The organism is Zobellia sp. B3R18 (assembly GCF_018860715.1).
In the GTDB taxonomy this organism is placed as follows: domain Bacteria; phylum Bacteroidota; class Bacteroidia; order Flavobacteriales; family Flavobacteriaceae; genus Zobellia; species Zobellia russellii.
Map to the genome: position 1 here is coordinate 1,028,537 of NZ_JAHKQG010000011.1, position 26,644 is coordinate 1,055,180.

Below are 26,644 nucleotides of genomic sequence, written 5' to 3' on the forward strand. Positions count from 1 at the left end.
ATTTTAGTTTTCCGTTCATGGTGCTTTCCTCTTAAAAATCCGTTTTAACGCTAAACCCAAAACTGCGGGTAGATGGATATGAAAAGTCTTCTACGCCATAAACGATACGCTGTTCTTGCAAGGCGTTCAACTCTGGATCAAAATGAGGGTTTTCTGTAAACAACAGTAAATTACTGCCCACCAAGCCTAATTTTATATTCTGAAAACCGATGGATTTTGACACTTTTTCAGGAAGGTTGTAATACAGTCCCAACTGGCGCAATTTTACATAAGATGCGCTGTACAATGCACTATCTTCATTACCCCGGTCAAAGAAATTATTGTAAAACTGACTGGCAGGAACCGAGGTGGTATTAGGAACATACTGCGGGCTATCGGCCGTACCTACATTAACCACACCATCTCCAACAACTCCGTTCTCACGCCCCACCAAAGTTTCCTGTAAAACACCCGATGTACTTCCAAGAGCTTTGATCCTAGAAACAATGGTACCTCCTTTTCGCCAATCAAAAAGAATAGTCATGTCAATATTTTTATACGAAAACTTGTTATTGAAACCGACGGTAAAATCCGGATTGTAGTTGCCCAAAAGTCTAAGGTTTCCATCTTGTATGGGCAGGCCGTTTGCTCCATAGACGGTTTGACCATCTACTTCTAGAAAACCAGTACCGTACATATCTCCTACACGACCATTTTCCCTGGCGATGTAGAAAACCGTATTAGATCCGCCTCCACCAGAAAAGATATTGGCCGTACCCGTTACAAATTGATCTACCCCATCTGGCAACTTGGTAACTTCACTGCGATAGGTTGAATAATTTACCGAAGACTCCCAACCAAAATCTTCCGAGCGAACCAAGGTTGCGCTCACTAAGGCCTCAAAACCTCTAGTTCTGACCTCTCCGCCGTTTACGTTGAAATTAGAAAACCCGCTGGTCTGCGATATAGGCCTTGAAATAATCTGGTCAATACTGGTATTTTGGTACCCAGCCACATCTAGCTGAAGCCGGCCATCTAAAAACCATGCTTCCAGACCGGCCTCAAGGGCATTTAAACGTTCCGGTCTTAGATTGGCATTTTTTAATACCGTTTCATTGGTTACCCTAAAACTGGAACCATAATTTTGATTGAACACAAAGTTCTGTACGTTCTGGTACGGGTCTGTATCATTACCCACACTGGCCGCGCTAAACCTGAGGTTTAGGTACGAAATGGCTTCGGGCAACGTAAACATATTACTCACAACATAACTAAGTCCTGCCGAGTAATACCCAAAGGAATTGCTATTACTGGGTAATGTACTACTCCAGTCATTTCTAAAAGTAGCATCAAAATACAATGAGTTTTTATAGGAAAGGTTTCCGCTGGCGTATACGCTATTAATTCGCTTTGTAAATTTCTGACTGTCTCCTTTTAACGGTGTTCTTGAATTTGCCAGGGTATAAATACCGGGAATCGCCAATTGAGAAGCTTCCGAAAATTTATATTGAATGTCCTGGTCAAAACGGTTGGCTCCTGCGGATACGTTGTATTTCCAATCATCATTGATCTTGTCCGAATAGGAAAGCAAAACATCCGTATTCAATTCCCTAAAACGAACGTCATCCTCACGATACGTACCCAACGGGTTTTGATTGGTGCTTACCGCACGGCGGAATTCCCTTTTATCATCATAGGTGTCAATACCGGCGCGAACGCTTAGACTCAACTTATCCGTAATATCATAAGTGGCCGAAGCATTCCCTAAAATTCGGTTTTTATTGAAACTATTGGTGTTTTCATAAACCGTTAAATAGGGATTGGTCAACCATAGGTAATTAAAATCATAATGCTGAATGCCTTCTTGACCTGCCTGCCAATAATTTTTTAATGATTCCACATTGGTGTTTCTCCCCGTCCAGTTAAACCCATAAAGTGGATTTTCATAACCGTAACCTAAATTGGGGCGGTTACCACTGCGCGTGTTGATGTAATTTAAAAATGCTTTTACCTTAAACTTTTCATGAACGTTTTGGTCTACACTCACCGCAAGTCCGTTTCGTTTTAAGTCCGTATTAGGAACAATTCCATCATTCTTCAGATTGCTATAGGATAATCGTGCGCTTCCTTTTTCGCCTCCCGAGCTTATGGAAATGTTGTTTTGATAAGTAACACCCGTTTCAAAGAAATTACGAACGTTGTCCGGTCTTGACACCCAAGGTGTAGGGGTAATATCCGTAAACGAACCATCTGGCCTGGTTCGTGAAATGACATCTCCTGCACGAACAGGGTTTCCGTTTATATCTACCGAAGGACTATCAAACTGAGCAATTAATTGACCTTGGTCCAAACGAGGGCCATAGCTGCTAATGCCACCATCGTTTACACCGGCACCAGTTCCGTTTTGAAAGGCATATTCACCATTTGAACCTCCACCGTACTCATTCTGATAATCAGGCAAGGTCAATAAGCTCTCTACTGTCAGCGTGCTATTGATACTGATGCCCAGCCCCTTTTTCTTTCGTCCTCTTTTAGTGGTGATGACTACCACACCGTTTGCTGCCCGCGCTCCGTATAATGCTGCGGAACCCGCTCCTTTAAGAATAGAGATAGAGGCAATATCATCCGGACTTATGTCTGCACCGCCATTACCAAAATCTACTTCTTGAAGCGCACCGTCATTTACAAGGTTACTCGTAATCTGTTCATTGCTTATAGGCACACCGTCTACCACAAACAAGGGCTGGTTGCTACCGCCCAAAGAATTTTCTCCCCTGATAACGATACGAGAAGAAGAGCCTACACCAGATGAACCATTCGTAATCTGAACACCCGCCACGCGGCCGGCAAGACTATTTACCATATTGGTAAGGGGTACTTCCGTAAGTTGTTCTGCCTTTACCGTAGTTACTGCAGAAACCAAGGATTGCTTTTCCCGTTCAATTCCTAACGCGGTAACTACAATTTCATCTAGTTGCTCGGAAGACAGTTCCAAAGTAATAACTTTTGGAAGGCTTCCGTTTACCACCTTAATTTCTTGGGTGATATATCCTATGGATGCTATACTTACTGTAAAAGTATTTGCTTCCGTCCGTAGGGTGAAAAATCCAGAGTCATCGGATACCACATAATTATTGCTCCCGAGCTCGTTTATAGTTGCGTAGGGTACGGGTACATTATCCGTATCTATCAATTTTGCAGTATACGAATTGGTCTGGCCGTACGCCAATACTGCACATAGCTGCATAAGCGCTATTATAGCTGTTTTCATTAAAATTCAATAAAAGGTTGTTATTTTTTTAAAAGAAGTCAAAATCACTATATGATATATAGGGACTATCCTTCTTATCCTGTAAAAGGTTTAAACTATGCCGCTAAAAGAAATGCGGGAGGACCTCTTAATTGAAAGGAAAACGAATGCTTATCCGATAAGCACAGTGATTTTGAATGTTGTATAAGGTTCTGTACTGCCAATAAATGACTCAAGATGAAGCTAATTAGAGCTTCATCATCTGTACTATATAAAAATTGAAGTAAGTGATGTGCGGTGTCAATATCCGTAAGCTCATCAAAATAGTATGCTTTTGCTCTATTCCAGAAAACCCCGTTCACCAATGTATTGAACAAGGTGGATTCTAACCAGGGAAGTGCCTTAAACTGATCCAAGTTAAAGAACTCACAGCGCATACCCAATAGATACACCCCACCATCAGTTGAAGGCCCAATGACCAAGTCCTTGTGCTGAATTTTGTCTATAGCCTGATCTAAAACTTCTGCAGTTAAGTCTGGCGTATCATTACCAATAGAAAGCACTTTGGTATACCCTTGATCAAAAAGTTCTTGAAAAGCATTGGCGTAACGCTCACCAAAGGTTGTTCCTTTTTGTTGGCTCTCGTCTACTATAATAACATCTGCCCCAGTGGAGGATGCAATTTTACGTGTACGATTGATAAGGATATTAAAAAAACCACGGGAGGCTTTCTTGTTGGCATTTCCAAAAATGGACTTCCGTTCTGCCTCCAGCTGCGCCGAAAGCGAGAATATTAATATAGCCGTATCCTTATTTATCTGCCCCATTTACCAACTTTCGTCGTAATTGTTTTTGAACCTTACTCGGGTTTTAAGTGCAAGATACTAAACAAGGTGTGACCTTTTTAATATTTGTATATATTTTCTTACGTATAAAAAACAGGCTTACGTTGGTATATTATATGCGTAAAAGTTTCCTTTTTATAAATTCTTGGTGGTTTTTCACTCGGTAATCGACATTATTTACCGACCATGTGGTTTGTGAGTCACTCGTTGAATAACCTCATATTAAACAATTTAGGTCTTTTAACGAGAAAAATGGTCAGACAACCCTTCATTTCTAACATAGCCTTCATTGCTGCGGTTCTTTGTATGAGACCCAACGGTCTGTTTAACCCCAAATCTATAATTATGACCAAGAGTTTAAAACGCATGGCTACCATGCAAAGAATGCAAGTAACAGGACTTGAACTTTTTTACAGAAACGGATACTACAATACAAGTGTTGATGATATATTAAAAGAACTATCCTTGTCCAAAGGAGCCTTCTATTATCACTTTGAGTCCAAAGAAGATTTCTTTATTCAGATTATTGAAAACTTACTGGTTCGTAAAATGTACAGTCAGCTTATTGAACCTATAGAAGGTCATGACAATACTTTAGACCTTATTACACAATGTTTTGAAGAGGCTTTAGAAACGGCCGTACATAACGAGTTTGACTTTGGTTTTGTGCTTAGTAATTTTATTAATGAGTTTAATGGTAAGAATGAAACCGTAATGAAGCACCTAAATGACATTTTGCGTATTTGGGAGGTGAATTTGGTATCTGCCATACAACGCGGAAAGTTTAACGGACACATTGATAGACACATTGATAGTGAAGGTGTTGCCGTTTATCTTATGAGCTCTTATATAGGAGTTAGAACCCTAATGGTAGAAACGACCCCAAGTGCTCGTAAATATAGGTTTATGTCCCAATTACGTCAGTACTTTAAATCTTTGGAACCCAAAAGAACAACCGTATAGAGATTTATACATCGTTCAATACGCTCTTAACCTTGGTTACAACTTGTTCCGGCAGAATGGTACGCATGGTCATTTCATATCCTTCGGGCATTTTATTACCGTAAACGGATGTTGGAATTAACGGAAATTTGTCCCGATCAGCACATAATGCATTATCTACATCTTGGCCAAAAGGGTAGAACCCGGCGTAAGGATGGGTAACTCCCCAAAGTGTAACTACTGGAATGCCGTACATAGCCCCCAGATGTGCATTACCACTATCCATAGACAGCATAGTGTCTAAATTAGAAATAAGGGCAAGTTCCTCATGAAAAGAAAGTTTGCCTACCATGCTTAGACAGTTCGTAAACTTGTTCTCAAAACTTTGAAGTTTCTTTTCCTGGATAGGTCCACCTCCAAAAAGGAAAATTTTATATCCATTATCTTTGTTAAGCTTGGCAATAACTTCCTCCATTAATTCTAATGGGTAAGTTTTACCTTCAAATGCGGCAAAAGGAGCAATCCCGATCCATTTTTTTGAATCGATTCCTACAATTTTTTGTGTTTCATCCGAAAGACTTCCTTTGGACAATACAGAATTCTTAGGTAAATCTATTGGGAAACCCAATTGCGCAAACACATCTACATAACGTTGGTGGGTGGTTTTTAAAGGCTTAAAGTCTTTTGAAACAGTGGAGGTAAGCGCTTTTTTTTCTGCCCTACCTTTATCGATCTGTGCAACCGGAATACGTCCAAATTTAAAATATCGCTTTAATACTTTGCTCCGCAAAACATTGTGAAGATCAGCAACGGCATCAATCTTTAATTTGGTAAGTTCCTTATAGAGCTTCCAGAGTCCAAATACACCTTTATGCCTTCCCTTTACATCAGCCTCATAAACACTTACGCTGGGGACATTAGAGAACATGGGGGCAAAAAATTTCCGTGTGAGTACGGTAATTTTTAGCTGCGGGTTTTGCTTGGTAAGCGCAAGAAGGACAGGTACGGTCATGGCTACATCCCCCATTGCGGAGAGCCTGATGACCAATAGGTGTTCGGGTTTATTTTTGGCCACGGAGAACAGGGTTCATCTCATCATCATTGTACATTTTCATCTGCTTGTACACTTTCATGTACTTATCACCAGATTCAATATCCGCCAGCAATTGGTCTATTGCCGTAGAAAGATCTTTACGTTGCTCCAATAACACATTTAGCTTTTGCGTACATTTTTCAATATGTTCCAAAGATGCATCCGTACGGCCTACTTCTTCTTGCATATGATAAATCTTAAGCGCTAAAATGGATAGCCTGTCTATAGCCCAGGCCGGACTTTCCGTATTAATGGTTGCGTTTTCCTTTACTGCAACATCTTTGTATTTATCCAAGAAATAGCTGTCTATAAACTCTACCAAGTCCGTTCTGTCCTGATTACTCGCATCAATCTTTCGCTTTAACACCAAAGCATCCGCCGGTGCAATATCCGGGTCGCGAATAATGTCCTCATAATGCCATTGTACGGTGTCTATCCAGTTTTTACGATAGAGCAAACGTGCAATATCATCTTTAGGGTAGGGGTTCTCAAAAGACTGATATACATTATCCTTAATATGATATTTCTGAATACTTTCCTCGAAAATGGTAAATGCGAACTTGCTGAACATTTTTTATAGCTTTAAGGGCAAAGTTATTCATAATTATTTTATGGCAATGCCGGTCATCAACACCAAAAACGGAATTAGTACCGCAGCCATTAAGATTATCTCACGAATATTAGCTTTACGCAAGGATTCTATGTACTTGGTCATAAAGACAACTGCAGGAAAAAACGTAATCATAACCGGATAGACGTTGTCCGATAATAGAAGTATGTTCAACACAAGGCCAATTACAAAAGAAAGCGCAATTAGGCGCATGGTAATCACTTTTCCAAATCCGGATTTACCCAACTTTACAAAAGCTAAAATACCCGATACAAACGTGGTCAAAGCAAATAAAACCAGCTTAGTGCTATGCCCCCAATATGAAAAGTAAGTGCTATCCAAAGACACAGAAAACTTATAATGGTTGCTAAAAAAATCTTGATTACCGTACAGTATCAGGACGCATTCCGTTATCATAAGTACCGTAAAAATAGCGGCAAGTGGCACAAACCAGTTTCTGGCATTTTTAGGTTCGTAAAAATATATAGCGGCCAAAACTAAAATTAGAAACAACAAGGCCCAATCATAAAAAAGGCTTGAAACCAATACCCAAATAGTTGCATCAAAAATCTTAAACTTAATATTTTTCAACGACCGAATACTTATGAGCCTCCTTGTGGCCAACAGCAGGAAAAAGCTACAAAAAATAGCATTAGAATCCAGCAGGGTTTCCGGAAATACCACCATTAGAAGCCCATAAAAAAGAATGGTAAATGAGTTTGCCCCGGTTACTTTATTTCGTTTTACGATAAAGTTGACAATGAATACACTAAAAAATAAAACCGATAGAACAAACAACTGCCAAAAAATACGGACAAGAGAATAGATTCTATCGAACATATAGAAATGGGCAAACCAATAGAAAACGAATAGAAACGAAAGAACTATTATGTAGTTAATTGGCTTTGTCTTGCCAAAAATGATTGATATCATTGAAAAATTATCTAAAATTTCACCGGATGATACTACAATTTCTTTATTGAAAAGCACAAACCTTTCATTGCAACAGGAACTATAATCTCGGGCCGGCAACCCTTATTTGGTAGTACCTTCTAACGAACAAACTAAATCATCAACATTTAAATTTAGAAAGTTTCTTAGCTTTTTATACTTTTGCAAGTGTAAATATAGCTAAGATGAAATCATTTTTTGAAGGAATAGCAGATTTGTTCGTAAACCACCTATTTTGGCCATTGGACCAGTTGCGTTTTATGCATAGTTGGTGGGGTGCCAATATCATTAACTGGATTCTTGCCCTAATTTGCTGTGTAGCTTTCGTATATTGGATGTTACAGCTAAAACAATACAACGATAACGACGAAGAGGACAAGTCTATCTCTTCTCACTCTTACCTATAAACAGTAGGTTTACTACTAATACATTTGTAAAGACATTGGATTCTTTCTTTTAAAGATCGAACCCAATGTCTTTTCTATAGTTCATATTCTGGAACTTAATATTTTCTATATTCTTATAGGAAGTAGCCAACGCTTGCTTAAAGTTATTTCCGTAGGAAGTAATTGCCATTACCCTACCGCCACTGGTTACTACTTTACCGTCTTCTAATTGTGTACCTGCGTGAAAGACCAACGAGTCTTCAAGAGCATTGAATCCTGTAATTTCCTTTCCTTTTTCATACGCTTCGGGATATCCTCCAGACACTAACATAACCGTGGAAGCGGTTCTTGGGTCCAACTCAAGTTCAATATCATCTAAAGTTCCGTTGGCAACGGCCTCAAAGACCTCAACCAAGTCATTCTGAATACGAGGAATAACCACTTCCGTTTCGGGATCACCCATACGCACGTTATATTCTATAACCTTGGGCTCATCACCTACTTTTATCAGACCTATGAATATAAAACCTTTATACGGCAAATTATCCTTTTTAAGGCCTTCTACCGTAGGTTTTACAACACGCTGGTGTATCTTGTCCATAAAAGCTTCATCCGCAAAAGGAACGGGAGAAATAGCGCCCATTCCGCCTGTGTTAAGCCCGGTATCGCCTTCACCAATACGTTTGTAATCTTTTGCAGTGGGCAAAACCTTATAACCACTACCATCCGTCAATACAAAAACGCTCAACTCTATACCCGCTAAAAACTCCTCGATAACGACCGTGGCGCTTGCGTTACCAAATTTAGCGTCTACCAACATGGTTTTAAGCTCCTCTTTTGCTTCGGTCAAATCTTCTAAAATAACCACCCCTTTACCAGCTGCAAGTCCGTCTGCCTTTAATACGTAAGGAGGTTGTAACGTTTCAAGAAAGTCAAACCCTTTTTGAAGTGTCTCTGAAGTGAAGCTTTCGTAAGCAGCGGTAGGTATGTTATGCCGCATCATGAACTTTTTAGCAAATTCCTTACTGCCTTCTAACTCAGCACCTGCTTTTTGAGGTCCTATTACGGGTATGTGCTTTAATTTGGAATCACTAAGAAAAAAATCGTGAACCCCATTTACCAAAGGGTCCTCTGGCCCTACTATAACAATATTCACGTCATTAGCCAGAACCGCCTTTTTGATTCCTTCAAAATCGTTTACACCGACTGGTATATTTGTTGCAATTTCGGAAGTGCCGGCATTTCCGGGTGCTACATAAAGTTTATCTAGTTTTGGGCTCTGTTTTAGTTTCCAAGCTAAAGTGTGCTCGCGACCGCCAGCACCTAAAATAAGAATATTCATGTTCTAAGGTTTGCGCAAAAATACGTTTTGAAGTGGAATTTAAGGTATGGAAAACATATTATTGCCAGAAAAAATAAAAGAACTTTTTAACTTATCTATTCCTCAAGCATGTCACTAATATATATACTAGCCCACTGAATAAACTCTACCCTTCTATTTGTCCCTCTTTATTTCCTGTTTTCAGTCGGTCTTTTTTCTTTTTAGAAAGATTGGATTCTTCTACCTTGGTTTTTATCCGCTCTACTTTTCTTTTTAAAAGTATTTTTTGCTTTAAAGTAGCAAAACTATAATTGTACTTGAAAAAGATATACCCTAAAATTATGACTACAGAAACCAGCATGATTACCATTCCCAAATTCTTTGCCGTACTCCCCAATACTATAAACAGCATCACAAAAAGCAAGTTAAAGCAGCCGATAATAAAACTAGCCTGTTTATGTGTAAGTCCCCAATAATCAATTAATACATGATGTGTATGATTACGATCTGGGGAAAAAGGTCCCTTTTTATTGGCTATTCTTATTGCAAAAACTCTAGCCGTATCAAAAAGAGGAACAATAAGAATACTAATAGCTATTAAAGGCGCATTTTCAAGGAGAAATGGTAATTCTGTGTAAACTGTTGGTCGTAGGGCCAAGAACTTTAATGTTAGTATACTAATAATCAACCCCACAATAAGTGACCCGGTGTCTCCCATGAAAATCTTTTTATCCGAAGACAAATTAAAACCTAAAAATGCCATAAGACTCGCATTCATAGTAATGCTGATCAAAGCAAAGAAATACTCACCTGTCATGTAAAATATTGTCGTATAAATTACCATAATTACAATACCCACAACAGATGCCAATCCGTCAATACCATCAATAAGGTTATAAGAATTAATAATCGTAATCATCATAAACCCGGCAATGATTAAATAGAGGTAATAGGGTATTTCATTTATATTCAAAAAGCCGTTTAGAGAATGGATAGTGAAACTAGGGTTTATTAAAATAAAAAAGATAGCAAAAACCTGCGCTAAGAGTTTAGCACCTGGAGAGATCACAACTAAATCATCTTTTAACCCAATTATGAAGAGTACCGTAAGGGCGGGTATCATGTACATTGCTTCGTCAAACAAGTCCCGATCTCTTATAAAGAAAAGAGCAAATATTAGAGTACAATAAAAAGCTATTCCTCCTAAAGTTGGAGTTTTCATTTTATGAGAACTCCTTTGATTTGGATCATCCATTAACCTTTTAAATTCGACAACTATGATAATTTTGGGGATTGTCAAATAGGTTAGCAAAAAAGAACCTATAAATAATAGTATGGCTGTTTCTAGAAAATACAAAGTATGATATATTTAACTAGCGCTAAAGGTAATTAAAAATATACGTACTAATACCCAACATATAACTCTTAAAGATTCAAAAAACTAATTGTTTATATTGCTTAAAACATTTAACAATTCTACACTAACAAAATCCTTTTCATATTTCATTGATGTTTCAATACAATTTTGTTTCATTGCAGTTCTTTCAGAAGGCAACAATGAATTAAATTCAATCAATCTGCTTGCTAAATGTTTGCTATTACCCCTTTCAAAAAGAAAACCATTATAACCATCAACCACATATTCAAGAGGCCCCTCAACAGCACTTGCCAGAACCGGCACAGAACACATCATTGCTTCTAGACCAACCAGACCAAGACTTTCCCTGTAAGTAGGAAACACAAAAACATCAAAAGAACCATACATTTTCACTAGTTCTGATTGATTCATTCCTTTAATGAGTCTAACATTCAACTTAGCTCGATTAATCTCATCTCTGATTTTTTGCATATCAGGCCCATCACCAATCATTATTGCTTCGTAATCCAAAAAAACACCATCATTTTCAATGATATTGAGTGCCTCAAGAAAAACAGACCACCCCTTTAATGCAACAAAGTTAGAAACGAAACCAATAGTAAACTTCTCTGTTTCTTTTTTTAACGGGTAAAAAACCTTTGAGTCAATACCTCCTGAAGGATAAATGAAGATTTTTTTTTCTTCGACACCAAACATTCCTTTAATCTTATTTTGATACGATTTAGATGGGACGACTATTTGTTGACATTTCCGAACGATTGGTCCCAATACTGAAATTAGATGTTTTTTTAGAAATGAGTCAGGTACGGCATCACTGCCATGAAAATTAATTATTAATGGAATCTTTCTCCAAAGAAAAGGATAGAGAAACAGCGATACATACGTAGGAAAATGGACGTACACAATATCCTTTTTATTTACGACAAAGTACAATTTGATTATCTTAAGGAAAAGGATACTATATCCAAATATTTTACTCGTAAAAGACTTTTTTTTTGTTAGTACAATCCGTTTAACATTATATCGTTTTTGAACAGCTTCCTCGAATCTTTTTACAAAAATACCATATCGTAAACCTTCCTGAGAAGGGTACATATTAGAGATTAGATAAAGACTCATAGATATTTAGTTCTAACAAAAAAATTAAACCTTTTCCTTCTTTAAAATTTGATAAGAAAAAATCGTAAAAAAAACCGCGCTGAAAGTTATTCCAAAGTTACGGTCAAAATAATTCTCAACAAGACAAATAGATGCCACTAGAGTTACGAGAAATAGATAATGTTTATCCTTTACGGACCAAGCAAGATAAAAATTACTACAAAAAAAGAATATAAGAAACACTAAACCTACTACTCCATAACGGACTGTAAAACCCAAATATTGATTATGGCTATTGTAATTTTGCTTAGCCGCAATTCCCAGACCATCCTCTATAAACTGCTGCTTTAATTTAATCTTTTCTCCAGTTGTACCATACCCCAACAATGGTTTTTTCTTAATTAGTTTAACTGCCGAAATATATCTTGCCATTCGAGGATTGGAAGAAGAATGAGAATTAAACTTCACTTTCGTATCTGAAGAAAGTTCAAAGTCATAAATATTCTTAATTCGTGAACCAATATAACTTTTAGAAATAACCTGAACTATTATCGTAAAACCAATTAAAAATATAATGGAAATATAAAAAAGTTTTAAGTATCTCCTTTCTACAATTATGTTTTTAATCATTTTCACAAAATAGTAAAACACAACTAAAAAAAGCATTGCAAAAATTATACGTGAGTTTAAGAAAAGAAAACCTAAGCCAAACGTAGCTATTATAAAATACCTAAAATATTTTCTTTGTACAACGTCCCCAACTAAAACGATTGCCATCAAATAGTACACACCTAGATAAGTAGGGTGTTGATTTAAGGGCTCTGTAAACTTAAGATAGGTATGATAATAGTCAAATAAATCAGTGCCGATATGAAAGAATTTCTGATTATAGAAATAATGATAGAGGTTTAATGTAATCAATATTAATATGGAAATCAAAGACCCTGCAATTAAACCTTTCGACAGAGATTTTTTTAAATACTCAATATTTTCTTGAGTTGTAAAAAGTAATATTACTGGAGCTAAAAAAAAGGATAAGCTTCTCTCAACATATGATAATCCAAGAGTAGGATTTTCAGAATAAACTAAACCTACTAGATGTAAGAAAAAAAAGGTGAAAGGTGTGAAAAAAAGAATCTTACATTTACTAATTTTAAAATAAGATTTTTCATTCCGTTTTAGATCAAATACACCAACTAGAATAATGACAAAAGAAATAACTAGAAAAAGATTACTGACTCCAGTATGCAGTGGGAGGAAAAAAGCAAATAAAAAGAACCCCGTGCCGCTAAGGTTCTTAATTGAAGAAAAATTATCCGTCACCAATTCTTTATAATATATTTTACCGCCCATCCTTAAGAGACAAAAGTACCTCCTTCAAAATCCTAATACAACAGCAAGAAGTTACATTAATAATACTACTTTTATAGCACATACAATTTACTCTGTTTGATGCTCAAATTAGTCACGATAGATACTTTCATCATTATTCTTATGTTCGCACTCTTACCTGTTGATATGATCAACGGTATATTGCTGATGAATGGAATTAACTTACCAATATCTTTTGGGCAATTCTACAAACTAGCAATAATACTTTGTTTGTTAATTCGTTTTTTATTTACTGTAAGGTTATTAATTTCTACATTAATTATAACATTTTTACTCTTAATCCCCAGTATATATCAAATTTTACACGACCCTGAAGGCAGCTCAGTTTTCTTGGATTTGATTAAAGTTACAAAATATATTACGCCATTTATTTGCTTTTTATTCTTTGTAAATGCTTTTAAACATTCAAGAGATAAAATTTACCCCCTATCCTTATCTTTAGTAAAAGTGTCGTACTTTATACTCATTTTAAACATTTTTGTTAAATATTTAGGTCTAGGGTATCCAGCTTACAAAAATGGCGGAATGGGCAGTAAAGGGTTCTTCTATGCCGGTAATGAAATATCCGCTCTTTTAATTATTCTTTGTTCCATTCTAGCATTTGTAATATGGGAACAGGGCAATAAAACGAAATATTATATATTCCTGTTTATCAATCTTTTAGGAGGTCTAACAATAAGTTCAAAGACTGCCATTTTAGGAATTTTATTGGTGTTTTTTATTATCCCCTTTCAAGGTAAATCATTGAAAATTAAAAGGTTTATTCCCTTAATAACGGCAACTATTGCTTTATTACCAATTGTCTTTTTTTTATCTTGGAAGTTTATACAAAATTCCAGTATAATGCTCAGGTTTCAGTACAACTATGATCAGTTAGATATATGGAGCTTTATTTTATCCAGCAGAAATGTTTTTCTTGTGAACTCATACGAGACCTACAAAAATGAGTACGACTTTATCGAAAAAATTATTGGAGTCGGCGAAACCAAATATGAATACTTAAATGATTTCAAGGTTGTCGAAATGGATATTGTAGATATTTTTTTTACTTATGGATTTATAGGATTAGCCACCTTCCTTCTCATGATTTATTTTGTCTTTCTTCAATCCAAAAAATTTTCAAGATGTAACGACCGTCCTTTTGCTAATTTAGTCACCATGATGGTTCTGATATTACTACTTATTTCTACCTTGGCAGGACATGTTTTTGGATCAGGTATGTCTGCAATTTTTATTGCCGTCCTGTTCAGCTTAATGTATGTGAAAAGAGAGAGAAAATCATCTAATGCTAAGCGTACGCGCTAGCCTTTATGTAAACAAAGTCTACTTTTTTAATTTGGTCAATACCCAGGCCATAAGACAGGGGGACATGTACAATAATATTTTTTGCGGTAGCCCTAATTTAGTACATCCAAAAATTTTATTCCGGTATGTCCTATGCTTGTCACGTAGAAACACTTCCGCTTCCTTTTTTAATAAAATTTCTGATTCATTCTTAGGCTTGAAGCTCATTATATACCCTGCAAGTCCCGAGAAGGAATAAAGCAGTAGTTTTAATCGTTGATAATTACCTAACCTGTTCTTAGTTTGATTGTACATCTTTTCTAGGTGCTTAATTACCTTTATTTGGCAATTAATATGTTTGGGTGAAGTAATAGCGGTCATAGTTGAGTTTTCCCTTATTACGTAATAGTAAAATGTATAGTTATACCTATAAACCCTTTTTACCAAACCCATAGCCGTAGATAGATAAATAGCGTCCTCAAAAATACCCTTAACAAAATATAAGTTATTTTGAACTAGAAATTTGGTTCTCCATAGCTTGTTCCATACGACCCCTAGGGTGTATGGAATAGTATCGAAATATTGGTCTCCGGTTAAAACCCCTTCAAAAGCTTGACTTTTATGCTCTGTTAATCTGTCTTGGAATACTTTATAATGGTCAGCCTCTAACACGTCAAGATTAAGTTCTTTTGCCATTACGTATAGCTTTTCCGCAGCATCTTTTGCTATATAATCATCCGCATCTACAAAAAGAAGGTATTCCCCTCTAGCTTTTTCTAGTCCTAAATTTCTGGCAAAACCCTGACCCTGATTTTCGCTCTGTTTTAGATACACAATTCGTTCATCTTTTTTTTTAAATCCAAGAATAATACGTTCGCTGTTGTCAGGGGAGAAATCGTTTACGACTATAATTTCAATTTCTTTCAAAGTTTGCCCAATCAAACTGTTAAGGCACTTCTCAATATACCGTTCTACATTATAGACAGGAACTATTATAGAAACAGCTATCTCATTCATTTGTTGCTACTGGTGTTAGTGCGTTCCTTAGAAATAATCGGGATACATCTTTTAAACCTTTTAACAGATTGTTTACAGATTCATAATCAATTTTAGTGTTAATAATCTCTATTTGTCTTTCATCCCAATCCAAGATGAGCCTATCTGATAATTTCAATTGATTCAACAACGATGTAAATCGAGTCAAGCCCCGAGACGTATTCCCTATAGCAATAAACGGTTTGTTAAAAAGAATAGAAAAAACAGTCCCGTGAAAAGAATCTGTTACAACAAATTCTGCATTTTTAAAGTGGTACAGCCATTCTCCCATAGAAGGCTTTAAAGTCTTATTGGTCTTAAAATCGTCCAGATTATTATCAAGATATAAGGAATCTATACCTAAATCCAACTGTTGAGCTATGGTGTTTATAATTACTTTTTTTTGTGGCGACTTATCCAGTACATAATTAAACAGTCCCACATCTTTTTTTCCGGTAAATTCATCCTTAATGATGCGTTCGTAATAATCAATATTTGGCAAAAAAGTTGGGTCCAACACGTGGTTTACGTTTGGTTTAGCGAACACTTTTTCACAGATCGACAAGCCTGAATCCTCCCGTACCGAAATAGCATCAAAATTATTTAATAACGTTGTAATATCTTCTACTACATTATTCGCTGTCCATTTGCTGTCCCCAAAGGAAGCGGCATAGGCTATTTTCTTTACCGAGTTCCCTTCCAAAAAACCCAAAAAATAATCTTGATAGTTCTTCTGTATAAAACTCATTCGCCACACCTGATCGCTACCCACGATAATTGCATCTAAATTTAAATTTTCTACTACACTCTTTAATTCTGCTTGATTATAGATTGCCTTGGTAGCTGGTGCCAATTCTTTCGCCACAAATTTATGAAGATTAGACAAATATCTGTCTCTTTTTGCATTGTCCTTATAATCGAAAATTTTGTAAAAAGGGTTTTTAAGGGATATAGTTCTAAGAGTGGCTCGTAAAGCGGATATAGAATAGTGCTTATCTAAAAAAACCGTTTCAAATCCTTGATTCTCCAGATAGGATTTTAATGCAGCGATTTGTATAATACCCCCATAATTGTGTTTTAGGGGAAGTGTCAAAAGCCCTATTTTTTTTATCATTTTACCTTGTTTTACGATATAATATTGTAGTGATTCGCAATAGAAATAACGAAAATTTCATCTGCTTTTGAAAAAGTTCTGCTTTATGAGTTTCCATCCAATATTTTATACTTTTTCGCCTTACACTTTGCCTCATATATTGAACCAGTTTAAACGGTAAGGATATGCGCATTATATTTCGCTCTCTTTTAGGCGGAGATAATTTTCCTTGTCTTTCCCGTTTTTTTAACCGGTAGCCTAAACCTTTATGTCGATGATTAAAACTGCCCGATTGGCTTTTAACAATATCCGCAACGCTAAGATCCTCCATGAATAGCTCGTCATTAACCATGCCTTCTTTAACAATTTGGTCCGCCAACAAACTTCTTGTAATGATTATACTCGTGCCATTACCATCATTAACATAGGGTTCCAACCAAGCATCACCCAAGGAGACGTCTGCCAATTCCGATGTAACGTCCTCACAAAAATCACAAGCATTGGATTTAAAAAATCCAGTACCCCACATATCCCCAACTTCACGCATTCTTAACAAATGTCTTTCTTTTTTATAATCCAGTCCAAAATAATAATCGATTGCCTTATTCTCCGAACTTTTAATTCTATATTCTGGATTCTTTATCGGATACTCTCCGTTTAAGGTTTTGTTAGACAGAAAACTGGTGTACATTTTACTTTTTAATCCGCCACAAATAATAGCTAATAAAAAAACCACCTTATCCTTAAAACTAGGATTTTCATATTGTTTTAATCTAATCGCTTTTATAAAGCAGCCTACTCCTACAACCGCTACTTTACCTTTAAAGTTATCCAATTCATTAATTGCATTTTCCAACGTGACAGGATAATACCTTGTTTTTGATGATGCTATCAACTGGTTTTTATCCTTTATTAGGGAATAATCATAAAACTTAGAAGGTTTGTCCTGATAGTTTACAACAATCGCAGCATCGATTATTTTCCTCTCGAACAATTGGCCTAAATAATAGGTGGCAAGCCCTCCTGATGAAGAAGTAGGCCTATCGGCTTTGGAATACCCTACATAAAGCGATTCATATTTTCCTATTTTATCATTTTCGTAGTTTGTACGTAAAAAAATATTGGACAGCTCATCTTCTGTTTTGACTTTTTCTTTTGGAAATGGATTAAACGGGCAGACAGAAATACAATCCCCTTCATCTAAACACGGATATTCCGTTTGTTGTGGAACCAAAAAACCTTCTTCGGTCCAATCCATTGAAATACTTTTGGAAGTGCATTCTGAAACACACACACCACAACCTGTGCAAAGGTCTTGATCAACAACTAAAGAAATTACTTTAGGGCTATTCATTATTCAGGCTTATTAATTTTCTTTAAAAATATTTTCTTAATTGCATTTCTCTCCACAGCATCTATTCCTAAGCGATAGCCGAAAATTAATATTCCAAATGTAGATGCTATACCTAACACTAGTAATCTCATAAAACCTTGAGTCATTCCACTAACTATAAAATAAGGCATTATAAGAGCAGGAATAATAACAATAAAGAGCCTAAAAATAACCTTTTTAAAAAATAATGCTGACGAAAAATCTATTAATTTATTTAAGAAGTAGAGCCTAAAAAGTAATGCTACGATTGAAAAACAAATACTTACAACAAATATATGCCAGGGTGTCTCATATCTCAATAAAACAAAATAAGAGACCGGAAGGTTTAAAAAGAGAAGGAATCCGACCACTATTTGATAATATTTTATTCTACCTGTCGCTTGAATTCCCATCATTAGTGGTCCCGACAAACTATCAATTAATAAGTTCACAAGCACTAAAAAAATAAATAAGCTAGTATATTCTGGAACTTCCTTTAACCATAAATTCAATATAAATGAAGTTTCGAAAAGGAGAGGAAAAGCGATTAAAGTCATTAATAAAAATGAGGTTTTAGAACTTTGTAGCATTAGTGTAAACATAGCTTCTTTATCACCAATTGCAAATTGTTTGATAATTTGGGGATTTACTGCCAATTGAAAGTTATTTACGAATACATTTACGGCTGATTGCACTTGTACGGTAATACCGTAGGCAGCATTTAAAAGCGGCCCAAAAAATAGATTTAGTAAGATATTCAATCCTTGACCTTTAGCTACTGAAGCTATATTTCCAAATAGACTCCATCCTGAATAACTTAACAATATGCCATATAAACTAGGATTATAATGAAATCGGAACTTGCTTTCCTTAAAATTCATATTACAGAAAATCATGTAGGCAGCAGCAATCAGGAGTGTCACCACGAAAACTAAAATGGAATATAGTAGTAATTTATCAAAATCTATATACACCAATAAAAATACGATAATAAGTTTAAACACTACTTCTACGATACTCAGGTAGGCAAACGTCAACATGCGCTCATGAGCAATAATTAAAGCGTTATAAGGCACCCTTACTACTCCAATTAAAAATGTAAATATAGAAAACTGGTACACCCATCTAATAGTATCTAGATGTTCGGACGGCAGATTGAGCTTTTGGTTCAAAAACCACAGCCCTAATGTTTCGGCTAATAAAAATATGACTACTGCAATTAGCAAATGTATTATAAGGGTGGCGCTAAAAGTCTTTTTCAAGCCTTCATAATTACTGACACCCAATTCATATGAAAAAAAACGCTGTGTCGCTGATGACATGGCCGTATTGAAAAAAGCAAAAAAAGTAACGATTCCCCCTACCACATTATACACGCCAAAATCTTGAGTCCCCAAAATATCAAGAACAACTCTAGAAGTATATAATGCAACCGCCATAGTAAAAAACATCCTTATATAGAGGTACATTGTGTTTCTTGCTATTTTGGCATTGTTTATTTGATTCATAATAACAAATGGCTTAAGGCATAGTAGAAATACCTTAAATAAATATCAAAATTTAAACAGATGATTGGCTCGATAACTTAATAAATAATGCCATTTTATTTTCAAATAGACAAAATAAGAGGCACAGGACAAAAATAGCGAATTGAAGGCAATACCGCATCAAGATATTGAGGGAAAGCGTTCCATAAAACATGAGATTAATTGACTTAATAGGGTTGAATCTTATTTGTAGACCTGATAAAACTGCTTTGTTTATAGACCACTTTACTAATAAGTCTTCCTAACAGGTAACTTTGACTATAAAAGGGCAGAAGAATATGAAAATTGTTAAAAATGTTCACTACCATTCTATTGAAGTAATCCTATAAAATAAAACTGCTTGCCTATAGAAATAGGCTATTTTTCTTGATGAATATATTAAAGTTTAAAAGAATGTTATTGGGGCAATTAAAAAAGTTCTTATCTCCAAAATATCAATTTGAAAAACTTGATCCCACCAACAATTTGGCCCTTAAACATTCTTTTAGGCTCTTGTAAAAACCTATATAACCATTCAAGACCATTGTTTTGCATCCATACTGGAGCTCTCTTCAACTTACCAGCCAAAATGTCCATTCTACCTCCACTTCCGACAAAAATAATTCCCGGAAATTTCTTATGTAAATTGGCACTAAGTATTTCTTGCCGTGGTGATCCCATTGATATCATCACAATGTGTGGATTTGTTCTCTCTAGTTCTTTCTCAACTTGACCTTGACCATCAAAAAAACCACTCATGTTCCCTACGATATTTATCCCTGGGTATATTCTCTGAGCCTCTTTGACAGCCGCCGCATTATTTTCTTCGGTTGTACCCAAAAAGTATAACCTTAAATTATTCTTTTGACACAGTTCCATGGCCAAACCTGGAAGATCCAGTTTTATAACCTTACTCTTATGCTGTAGTCTAAAAGCTAACTGTGCTCCAAAACCATCTGGAGTTTGAAGAATTGCCTTGTCTATAACATCCTTTGTAGCGGGGTCCTCGTTATATGATACAAGCTTTAGCGCATTAATAGCGGCTGTATATCCACCCTTACCTTCGTTAATCTTTGTCAATAAGAAATTTTCAGCTACTTCTTTAGACGTTACTTCAAAGCAAGGACACCCATACAAAAACAATTGTTTCATTAAGCCTGATTTTCTATAAGTTCATCCATGATTATGGCCGCAGTATTACCTTCTCCATAAAGGTGGTTGGAATTGTCTATTGTTTTTTCTAAATATCCTTTAATGTTGTTAACCAGTTGTTTATCCTCAACATTTATTAATGTATTTACATTATTTTCAACAAGCTCAACCCACTCTGTACTATCTCTAAGGGTAAGACAATATTTATTAAAGAAATAGGCTTCTTTTTGCAATCCACCACTGTCTGTTATAACTAGAGAACAAGCATCTATCAAGTACAGCATTTCTAAATAACCTACAGGAGATATGCATTTAAATTTTATTGGCCAACCATGAGCCTCAATAATTTTTCTTGTTCTTGGGTGTATTGGCCATATCAACTTATTTCCTTCTTCAGAAAGTGTATTTAAAGCTGTAATAATATTTCTGAGCCTTTTAGGATCATCAGTATTCTCTTGCCTGTGTATAGTTACCAAAATTGGATTTTCACCCTCTTCTATACCCTCTGGACGTTTCATTTTACTTTTGTAAAATAGAGCGCTATCAAACATGATGTCTCCAGACAATGAGATTTTTATATCCTTATCATCAAACCCATCATTTTTCAAATTATTGATAGCCACGTTAGTTGGGCAAAAAAGAATGTCGCTAATTTGATCTGTGAGTATTCTGTTGATCTCTTCTGGCATCCGCATATCAAAAGAACGAAGTCCTGCCTCTATGTGAGCTACCTTTATATGAAGTTTTTTTGCAGCTAAAGCACCCGCAATAGTGGAATTTGTATCTCCATAAACAACCAACCAATCTGGTTTTTCAATTAAAAGTATTTTTTCTATTTCCTCAAGCATCCTACCTGTCATTGCTCCGTGAGACAAGCTATTGATATCCAAATTATATTTTGGCTCAGGAATTTGCATTTCTTCAAAAAATATGTGACTCATATTTTTATCAAAGTGCTGACCTGTATGTATAATAATCTCTTCGCAATTAGACCGCTTTTTTATTTCTCTGCTTAAAGAAGAAGCTTTAATAAATTGTGGACGGGCTCCTAGAACGGTTACTATTTTCATCGCTTTATTCTTTAAAAAAATTAGTTCCCTTCACAAAATTTATGATAATCGCCTTTTAACCCAACCGGTTTTGAGTTACGAATATTATGAACGATTTCTATAGCCGTTCTGGCGGCATCAACGCCGTAACCTTTACCATCAAGTATATCTTTATAAACCATGGTGTGAAGATCCGTAAAACCACCGCTAAACTCTAATTCCTCTCCATTAATGGTTATAGATCTAAATGTTGTTTGACCTTTGTCCCTTATTTCTTGTGGCAAATATTTGGCGCTAATGGAAAGGAACCATTTGACTCTTGCATTTTCGAACTCAAGATATCCAGCTGCACGGTCCTCTTCATGAATATGTACAATGTTTTCTTGTACATCTCCAAAAATCCATGAAAGCATATCGTAGAAATGGACACCTATATTAGTGGCTATGCCTCCAGATTTTGTCTTATCACCTTTCCAAGAGGTATGATACCAATGACCTCTAGAGGTTAGGTAGGTCAGATCTACTTCAAATTTTGTATCCTTATTTGCATTTTTAACTTTCTCCCTAAGTGCAATAATACTTGGGTGCACTCTCAACTGTAAAATGTTATATATTTTCTTCCCCGTCTTTTCCTCAACATGTTGTAGCTTATCTACATTCCATGGGTTAAGAACCAATGGTTTTTCGCAAATGGCATCTGCACCACTGCGCAACGCAAATCTAATATGGGCATCATGTAAATAATTTGGAGAGCAGATACTTACAAAATCCAAATAGGTGTTTTTCTCATATTTGAGCTTTTCTATATGACGATCAAAACGTTCAAATTCAACGAAAAAATCTGCATCAGGAAAATAAGAATCAATGACTCCTACACTATCGCCTTTATCAAAAGCGGTGAGTAAGTTGTTTCCGGTATCCTTAATGGCTTTCATGTGCCTAGGCGCTATGTAACCTGCCGCGCCAATTAATGCGAAGTTTTTCATCTATAAGTTTTTTATCAAATTTGAAGTTATGTATTCTATTTCGTCCTTGCTCAAATATGGGTTCATAGGAAGGCTCATTACCTCCGCTGCGCAAATTTCACTAATTGGAAAATCTCCTTTTGTATGACCCAAATAAGCAAAACATTCTTGCAGGTGCATAGGAATAGGGTAATGCACTGCGGTAGGGATACCTGCCCCTTTCAACCGCATTTGAATCTCTTCTCTATTTTTAATTCTTACGGTATATTGTGCCCAAACCGAAGTTCTATCTTCTTTTACAACAGGAGTGGAAACATGGGCACTTAATTGTTCTGTGTATATTTCAGCCACATTTTGTCTTCGCTCAATATCCTTTTCATAGTGCCGTAGTTTTATGTTGAGTATAGCCGCTTGAAGATTATCCAATCGGCCACCCATACCAATATACTTATGTGTATAGCGTTTTACCTGGCCATGAACACGCATGGCTTTCATCTTGTCATAAAGCTCTTGGTCTTTTGTAAAGACCGCTCCTCCATCCCCGAAACAACCCAATGGTTTTGCTGGAAAAAAACTGGTACAACCAATGGTTGTTGCAGAGCAACTTCGTTTTCCTTTATAGAGGGCACCGAAGCTCTGTGCTGCATCTTCGATTACAGCTAAATTATGTCTGAAAGCTATCTCATTGATTTCATCCAAATTAGCCATTTGCCCATATAGCGAAACAGGCATAATAGCCTTTGTCTTTTCAGTTATTGCACCTTCAATAAGGGATGCATCCATATTAAACGTTTCTTCATCAATATCAACAAAAACCGGTTTTGCACCCAAGCAAGCTATAGTTTCGGCAGTAGCTATAAAAGTGAAAGGGGTTGTGATAATCTCATCGCCCCCACGAATGCCCAATGCCATCATAGCCAATAATAGGGCATCCGTTCCTGAAGATACCCCCAAAGCATAGTCTGTTTGCACATAATCCTGTAAAGATGCCTCAAGCTCATCCGTTTCTTTTCCCAAAATGTAACGGGCAGAGGACATAACATCCAAAACGGCTTTTTCAAATTCAGAACTATGTTCTTGATAGGCCTTGGTTAGGTTGGCAAAATCAATCTTCATAAATAGTAGATGGTTTTATTTTATACGGACAACCTTTTGTCCGTCCAATTTATATATTTGATTACTTTCTGGGCAAGTGGCACTATTTTGCTCGTTAAATTCCAAACGATGCCCGTATTCGCTTACCCATCCAATTTGTCTACCAGGGTTGCCTACAATAAGGGCGTAATCCTGTACCGCTTTAGTTACCACGGCACCTGCTCCGATCAAGCAATATTTCCCCAATGGATTACCACAAACTATGGTTGCATTGGCACCTATTGATGCTCCTTGCTGAACCAGTGTTTCTTGGTAACTATCACGACGAACAATGGCACTTCTTGGGTTTATAACGTTGGTGAATACCATGGAAGGACCAAGAAAAACATCATCCTCACAGATAACACCAGTGTATATCGAAACATTATTCTGGACCTTTACGTTGTTCCCTAATACTACTCCTGGGGAGACTACTACATTTTGACCAATATTGCATTTTTCTCCAATTTTACAATCGGACATAATATGTGAAAAATGCCATATTTTAGTACCTGGTCCTATGTTACAACCCTGATCAACAACTGCTGTTTCGTGGGCAAAAAATGTATCCGTAGACATATTGGAAAGTTAATTCGGTTATTTTTTCAAGACGCTATATGCGGGCCTTCTAGCAAAAGTACGATAATTCTTCGCTTTCTCTAATCGAACCTTTCCCAACAGATTGTTTTCGCGTAATATTTCTTCTGCAAAACCATACCAACTTAAACTTTTTTCATCGGTAAAGTGATGGATTCCATAATGCTTACTTTCACCCGCAATTAAATCCAACACATATTTAGCCAAATTTCCAGCGTGTGTTGGACAACCAATCTGATCATCTGTCACACTAAGGTCCGCACCTTCTCTTGCCTTTTGTAAAATGGTTTTATAAAAATTTTTTCCAAATTCCGAATAAAGCCAAGAAGTTCTTATAATGAAATAAGCGCTCATTAGATTTTGAACATGTTGTTCTCCTTCTCGTTTAGATGCTCCATACACATTTATCGGATTCGTTGCATCGGTAACTAAGTAAGGAGTCCCCTTTTCTCCATCAAAAACATAGTCTGTCGAAATATGTATCAAGACCGTCCGCTGTTCTTTACAAACTGTCGCTAAATTCTTAACACCTTCAGAATTGACTTTAAATGCCTTCTCAGGCTCTTTTTCCGAATTTTCTACATTAGTATAGGCAGCACAATTTATACAGTAATCAAACGCTCTATTTGAAAACTTTTCTTCTACAGCTTTTATATTTGTAATATCTAAATCCGTTGAATTAAAGAATGTAGAATCTATCTGGGGATAGCCAGAAGCTATCTTTTTGATGCTCTGCCCCAACTGCCCACTGGCTCCGGTAACGAGTACGGATTTCATTTTAAAAATTCTTTAAAAGTGGGAAGTAGTTTATCTTTTTCGGAAATAATGGGCGCATCCACTGGGCATTGCCAATCAATCTCTAAATCTGCATCATTATAGATTATACCACGTTCGGAAGCTGAATTATAAAACGCGTCACACTTATACATAAACGTAGCTTCTTCACTTAAAGTTATGAAACCATGAGCCATACCTTTTGGTATAAAAATGGCGGTTCTATTTTTGCTAGATAATTTAAGCTTGAAATGCTGTCCAAAAGTTGGACTACCTTTTCTTAAATCCACCACAACATCCGTAACTTCACCATGTACAACTTGTACCAGCTTGGCCTGGGCATAAACTCCAGTCTGTAGGTGAAGGCCTCTGAGTACGCCTTTTTTCGATACGGAGATGTTATCTTGAACAAAGTTAATTTGCTCACCCAAAACTTCCTCAAATTTCCTTTGCTGATAAGATTCAAAGAAGAACCCCCTTTCATCTTCAAACAGTCTCGGTTGTATTATAAAACAGCCTTTTAAGCTGGTTTCCGTTATTTTCATGCTCCAGTTTTCCGTCTATTATAACTCTAAAAGATAGCTGCCATAACCACTTTTTACTAGCGGGTTGGCCAATTTATGTAGTTGTTTCCGTGAAATATACCCCATGGTATAGGCCACTTCTTCAATTGAACCTATCTTTAACCCTTGGCGCTCTTCAATAACCTCAACAAACTGTGAGGCTTGCATTAGAGAGCTAAATGTACCTGTATCCAACCAAGCAGTACCACGATCTAGAATACTTACGGTTAATTTTTTATTCTTTAGATATACTTTGTTGATATCCGTTATTTCCAGCTCTCCCCTTGGACTGGGCTCAATACTTTTGGCAATTTCTACAACTTGGTTATCGTAAAAATAAATTCCAGGAACGGCATAGTTAGATTTAGGGTTATCCGGTTTTTCTTCGATAGAAATTGCTTTTCCATCCTCATCAAACTCCACCACTCCATAGCGCTTTGGATCCTGAACATGATAGCCATAAATGATTCCTCCATCAGGGTCATTGTTCGCTTGAAGCAATTTTGCAAGACCGGAGCCATAAAAAATATTATCTCCTAAAATAAGGGCTACCTTTTCCTTTCCAATAAAATCTTCTCCAATAATAAAGGCTTCGGCCAGTCCATTTGGATTTTCCTGTATCGCATATCGAAAGCTACAGCCCAATTGACTTCCGTCTCCCAATAATTTTTTAAACAGAGCAATGTCCTGCGGAGTAGTTATAAATAATATTTCTTGAATGCCTGCCGATAAAAGCGTTGCCAACGGGTAATATATCATAGGCTTGTCATAAATAGGCATAAGCTGCTTACTAACCGCCAATGTAAGTGGGTGTAAGCGCGTTCCTGACCCTCCTGCTAAAATGATACCCTTCAT

The 26,644-nt window shown here is 36.3% G+C and carries 24 protein-coding genes; 3 read left to right on the plus strand and 21 right to left on the minus strand.

Annotated elements, in window-relative coordinates; genetic code table 11:
* Window positions 1–31: 31 nt before the first annotated feature.
* Together KO513_RS10890 and KO513_RS10895 are read right to left on the minus strand one after the other, a co-directional pair.
* Window positions 32–3,250, minus strand: a complete 3,219-nt coding sequence (locus KO513_RS10890; RefSeq protein WP_215913396.1) for a SusC/RagA family TonB-linked outer membrane protein — start codon at window positions 3,248–3,250, stop codon at window positions 32–34.
* A 95-nt stretch (window positions 3,251–3,345) separates the two neighbouring features.
* Window positions 3,346–4,056, minus strand: coding sequence for a TIGR04282 family arsenosugar biosynthesis glycosyltransferase (locus KO513_RS10895; protein ID WP_215913397.1), 711 nt, complete (start codon window positions 4,054–4,056; stop codon window positions 3,346–3,348).
* Between the two features lie 363 nt (window positions 4,057–4,419).
* Here KO513_RS10895 and KO513_RS10900 point away from each other — a divergent pair, with 363 nt between their 5' ends.
* Window positions 4,420–5,037 carry a TetR/AcrR family transcriptional regulator gene (locus KO513_RS10900; protein WP_215436660.1) on the plus strand — a complete coding sequence of 206 codons (618 nt, stop codon included), beginning with the start codon at window positions 4,420–4,422 and terminating at the stop codon, window positions 5,035–5,037.
* A gap of 4 nt (window positions 5,038–5,041) precedes the next feature.
* On the opposite strand, the gene KO513_RS10905 is transcribed toward KO513_RS10900, so the two are convergent.
* From KO513_RS10905 to KO513_RS10915, 3 genes are read right to left on the minus strand one after another with little or no spacing between them, the layout of a single operon-like run.
* Window positions 5,042–6,091, minus strand: coding sequence for a glycosyltransferase family 9 protein (locus KO513_RS10905; RefSeq protein ID WP_371735620.1), 1,050 nt, complete (start codon window positions 6,089–6,091; stop codon window positions 5,042–5,044).
* Complete coding sequence (locus KO513_RS10910; RefSeq protein ID WP_215913398.1) at window positions 6,078–6,680, minus strand: DUF4254 domain-containing protein; 603 nt, start codon at window positions 6,678–6,680, stop codon at window positions 6,078–6,080. Before KO513_RS10910 ends, KO513_RS10905 begins: the two co-directional genes overlap by 14 nt.
* A gap of 33 nt (window positions 6,681–6,713) precedes the next feature.
* Window positions 6,714–7,559, minus strand: coding sequence for a DUF6427 family protein (locus KO513_RS10915; RefSeq protein WP_246560198.1), 846 nt, complete (start codon window positions 7,557–7,559; stop codon window positions 6,714–6,716).
* Between the two features lie 296 nt (window positions 7,560–7,855).
* Between KO513_RS10915 and KO513_RS10920 the strand changes: the two genes are divergently transcribed.
* Window positions 7,856–8,077, plus strand: a complete 222-nt coding sequence (locus KO513_RS10920; protein ID WP_215436665.1) for a DUF6341 family protein — start codon at window positions 7,856–7,858, stop codon at window positions 8,075–8,077.
* A 49-nt stretch (window positions 8,078–8,126) separates the two neighbouring features.
* On the opposite strand, the gene purD is transcribed toward KO513_RS10920, so the two are convergent.
* The 4 genes from purD to KO513_RS10940 all read right to left on the minus strand — a co-directional run bounded on the left by purD (window position 8,127) and on the right by KO513_RS10940 (window position 13,206).
* Window positions 8,127–9,398, minus strand: coding sequence for a phosphoribosylamine--glycine ligase (purD, locus tag KO513_RS10925; RefSeq protein ID WP_215913399.1), 1,272 nt, complete (start codon window positions 9,396–9,398; stop codon window positions 8,127–8,129).
* Between the two features lie 145 nt (window positions 9,399–9,543).
* On the minus strand, window positions 9,544–10,599 hold the full coding sequence (locus KO513_RS10930; protein WP_252735762.1) for an MraY family glycosyltransferase: 1,056 nt from the start codon (window positions 10,597–10,599) through the stop codon (window positions 9,544–9,546).
* Window positions 10,600–10,818: 219 nt separating this feature from the next.
* Window positions 10,819–11,874 (minus strand): glycosyltransferase family 4 protein, encoded by a 1,056-nt coding sequence (locus KO513_RS19730; protein WP_215913401.1) that lies wholly within the window; start codon window positions 11,872–11,874, stop codon window positions 10,819–10,821.
* A 24-nt stretch (window positions 11,875–11,898) separates the two neighbouring features.
* A complete protein-coding gene (locus tag KO513_RS10940) occupies window positions 11,899–13,206 on the minus strand; it encodes an O-antigen ligase family protein (protein WP_215913402.1) in 1,308 nt (435 codons plus the stop codon).
* A gap of 165 nt (window positions 13,207–13,371) precedes the next feature.
* Between KO513_RS10940 and KO513_RS10945 the strand changes: the two genes are divergently transcribed.
* Entirely contained in the window at window positions 13,372–14,550 is a 1,179-nt protein-coding gene (locus KO513_RS10945; protein ID WP_215913403.1) for an O-antigen ligase family protein, read from the plus strand.
* A gap of 18 nt (window positions 14,551–14,568) precedes the next feature.
* Here KO513_RS10945 and KO513_RS10950 read toward each other — a convergent pair whose 3' ends face one another.
* From KO513_RS10950 to rfbA, 12 genes are all read right to left on the minus strand, one after another.
* The gene (locus tag KO513_RS10950; protein WP_215913404.1) at window positions 14,569–15,546 is read right to left on the minus strand and encodes a glycosyltransferase family 2 protein; all 978 of its coding nucleotides are present in this window, start codon (window positions 15,544–15,546) and stop codon (window positions 14,569–14,571) included.
* Window positions 15,539–16,678: a polysaccharide pyruvyl transferase family protein gene (locus KO513_RS10955; protein ID WP_215913405.1), complete on the minus strand. Its 1,140-nt coding sequence runs from the start codon at window positions 16,676–16,678 to the stop codon at window positions 15,539–15,541. The genes KO513_RS10950 and KO513_RS10955 overlap by 8 nt, the downstream gene beginning before the upstream one ends.
* A 1-nt stretch (window position 16,679) precedes the next feature.
* Entirely contained in the window at window positions 16,680–18,011 is a 1,332-nt protein-coding gene (locus KO513_RS10960) for a Coenzyme F420 hydrogenase/dehydrogenase, beta subunit C-terminal domain (protein ID WP_215913406.1), read from the minus strand.
* Window positions 18,011–19,537 carry a lipopolysaccharide biosynthesis protein gene (locus tag KO513_RS10965; RefSeq protein ID WP_215913407.1) on the minus strand — a complete coding sequence of 509 codons (1,527 nt, stop codon included), beginning with the start codon at window positions 19,535–19,537 and terminating at the stop codon, window positions 18,011–18,013. The genes KO513_RS10960 and KO513_RS10965 overlap by 1 nt, the downstream gene beginning before the upstream one ends.
* A 459-nt stretch (window positions 19,538–19,996) precedes the next feature.
* Window positions 19,997–20,707 carry a WecB/TagA/CpsF family glycosyltransferase gene (locus KO513_RS10970; protein ID WP_215913408.1) on the minus strand — a complete coding sequence of 237 codons (711 nt, stop codon included), beginning with the start codon at window positions 20,705–20,707 and terminating at the stop codon, window positions 19,997–19,999.
* Window positions 20,707–21,777, minus strand: a complete 1,071-nt coding sequence (gene wecB / locus KO513_RS10975) for a non-hydrolyzing UDP-N-acetylglucosamine 2-epimerase (RefSeq protein WP_215913409.1) — start codon at window positions 21,775–21,777, stop codon at window positions 20,707–20,709. Before wecB ends, KO513_RS10970 begins: the two co-directional genes overlap by 1 nt.
* A 20-nt stretch (window positions 21,778–21,797) precedes the next feature.
* Window positions 21,798–22,742, minus strand: coding sequence for a Gfo/Idh/MocA family protein (locus tag KO513_RS10980; protein WP_215436698.1), 945 nt, complete (start codon window positions 22,740–22,742; stop codon window positions 21,798–21,800).
* Window positions 22,743–23,837 carry a DegT/DnrJ/EryC1/StrS family aminotransferase gene (locus KO513_RS10985; protein ID WP_215913410.1) on the minus strand — a complete coding sequence of 365 codons (1,095 nt, stop codon included), beginning with the start codon at window positions 23,835–23,837 and terminating at the stop codon, window positions 22,743–22,745.
* Between the two features lie 15 nt (window positions 23,838–23,852).
* The gene (locus KO513_RS10990) at window positions 23,853–24,434 is read right to left on the minus strand and encodes an acyltransferase (RefSeq protein ID WP_215913411.1); all 582 of its coding nucleotides are present in this window, start codon (window positions 24,432–24,434) and stop codon (window positions 23,853–23,855) included.
* 18 nt (window positions 24,435–24,452) lie between these two features.
* The gene (gene rfbD, locus KO513_RS10995) at window positions 24,453–25,229 is read right to left on the minus strand and encodes a dTDP-4-dehydrorhamnose reductase (RefSeq protein WP_215913412.1); all 777 of its coding nucleotides are present in this window, start codon (window positions 25,227–25,229) and stop codon (window positions 24,453–24,455) included.
* Window positions 25,226–25,771 (minus strand): dTDP-4-dehydrorhamnose 3,5-epimerase, encoded by a 546-nt coding sequence (gene rfbC / locus KO513_RS11000; RefSeq protein WP_215913413.1) that lies wholly within the window; start codon window positions 25,769–25,771, stop codon window positions 25,226–25,228. Before rfbC ends, rfbD begins: the two co-directional genes overlap by 4 nt.
* 18 nt (window positions 25,772–25,789) lie before the next feature.
* Window positions 25,790–26,644, minus strand: a complete 855-nt coding sequence (gene rfbA, locus KO513_RS11005; RefSeq protein ID WP_215913414.1) for a glucose-1-phosphate thymidylyltransferase RfbA — start codon at window positions 26,642–26,644, stop codon at window positions 25,790–25,792.

Bases quoted from the DNA above. Each gene is read 5' to 3' on its own strand.
- KO513_RS10890 (WP_215913396.1), bottom strand. From the start codon at position 3,250: ATGAAAACAGCTATAATAGCGCTTATGCAGCTATGTGCAGTATTGGCG.
- KO513_RS10895 (WP_215913397.1), bottom strand. From the start codon at position 4,056: ATGGGGCAGATAAATAAGGATACGGCTATATTAATATTCTCGCTTTCG.
- KO513_RS10900 (WP_215436660.1), top strand. From the start codon at position 4,420: ATGACCAAGAGTTTAAAACGCATGGCTACCATGCAAAGAATGCAAGTA.
- KO513_RS10910 (WP_215913398.1), bottom strand. From the start codon at position 6,680: ATGTTCAGCAAGTTCGCATTTACCATTTTCGAGGAAAGTATTCAGAAA.
- KO513_RS10915 (WP_246560198.1), bottom strand. From the start codon at position 7,559: ATGTTCGATAGAATCTATTCTCTTGTCCGTATTTTTTGGCAGTTGTTT.
- KO513_RS10920 (WP_215436665.1), top strand. From the start codon at position 7,856: ATGAAATCATTTTTTGAAGGAATAGCAGATTTGTTCGTAAACCACCTA.
- purD (WP_215913399.1), bottom strand. From the start codon at position 9,398: ATGAATATTCTTATTTTAGGTGCTGGCGGTCGCGAGCACACTTTAGCT.
- KO513_RS10930 (WP_252735762.1), bottom strand. From the start codon at position 10,599: ATGAAAACTCCAACTTTAGGAGGAATAGCTTTTTATTGTACTCTAATA.
- KO513_RS19730 (WP_215913401.1), bottom strand. From the start codon at position 11,874: ATGAGTCTTTATCTAATCTCTAATATGTACCCTTCTCAGGAAGGTTTA.
- KO513_RS10940 (WP_215913402.1), bottom strand. From the start codon at position 13,206: ATGGGCGGTAAAATATATTATAAAGAATTGGTGACGGATAATTTTTCT.
- KO513_RS10945 (WP_215913403.1), top strand. From the start codon at position 13,372: ATGATCAACGGTATATTGCTGATGAATGGAATTAACTTACCAATATCT.
- KO513_RS10950 (WP_215913404.1), bottom strand. From the start codon at position 15,546: ATGAATGAGATAGCTGTTTCTATAATAGTTCCTGTCTATAATGTAGAA.
- KO513_RS10955 (WP_215913405.1), bottom strand. From the start codon at position 16,678: ATGATAAAAAAAATAGGGCTTTTGACACTTCCCCTAAAACACAATTAT.
- KO513_RS10960 (WP_215913406.1), bottom strand. From the start codon at position 18,011: ATGAATAGCCCTAAAGTAATTTCTTTAGTTGTTGATCAAGACCTTTGC.
- KO513_RS10965 (WP_215913407.1), bottom strand. From the start codon at position 19,537: ATGAATCAAATAAACAATGCCAAAATAGCAAGAAACACAATGTACCTC.
- KO513_RS10970 (WP_215913408.1), bottom strand. From the start codon at position 20,707: ATGAAACAATTGTTTTTGTATGGGTGTCCTTGCTTTGAAGTAACGTCT.
- wecB (WP_215913409.1), bottom strand. From the start codon at position 21,777: ATGAAAATAGTAACCGTTCTAGGAGCCCGTCCACAATTTATTAAAGCT.
- KO513_RS10980 (WP_215436698.1), bottom strand. From the start codon at position 22,742: ATGAAAAACTTCGCATTAATTGGCGCGGCAGGTTACATAGCGCCTAGG.
- KO513_RS10985 (WP_215913410.1), bottom strand. From the start codon at position 23,837: ATGAAGATTGATTTTGCCAACCTAACCAAGGCCTATCAAGAACATAGT.
- KO513_RS10990 (WP_215913411.1), bottom strand. From the start codon at position 24,434: ATGTCTACGGATACATTTTTTGCCCACGAAACAGCAGTTGTTGATCAG.
- rfbD (WP_215913412.1), bottom strand. From the start codon at position 25,229: ATGAAATCCGTACTCGTTACCGGAGCCAGTGGGCAGTTGGGGCAGAGC.
- rfbC (WP_215913413.1), bottom strand. From the start codon at position 25,771: ATGAAAATAACGGAAACCAGCTTAAAAGGCTGTTTTATAATACAACCG.
- rfbA (WP_215913414.1), bottom strand. From the start codon at position 26,644: ATGAAGGGTATCATTTTAGCAGGAGGGTCAGGAACGCGCTTACACCCA.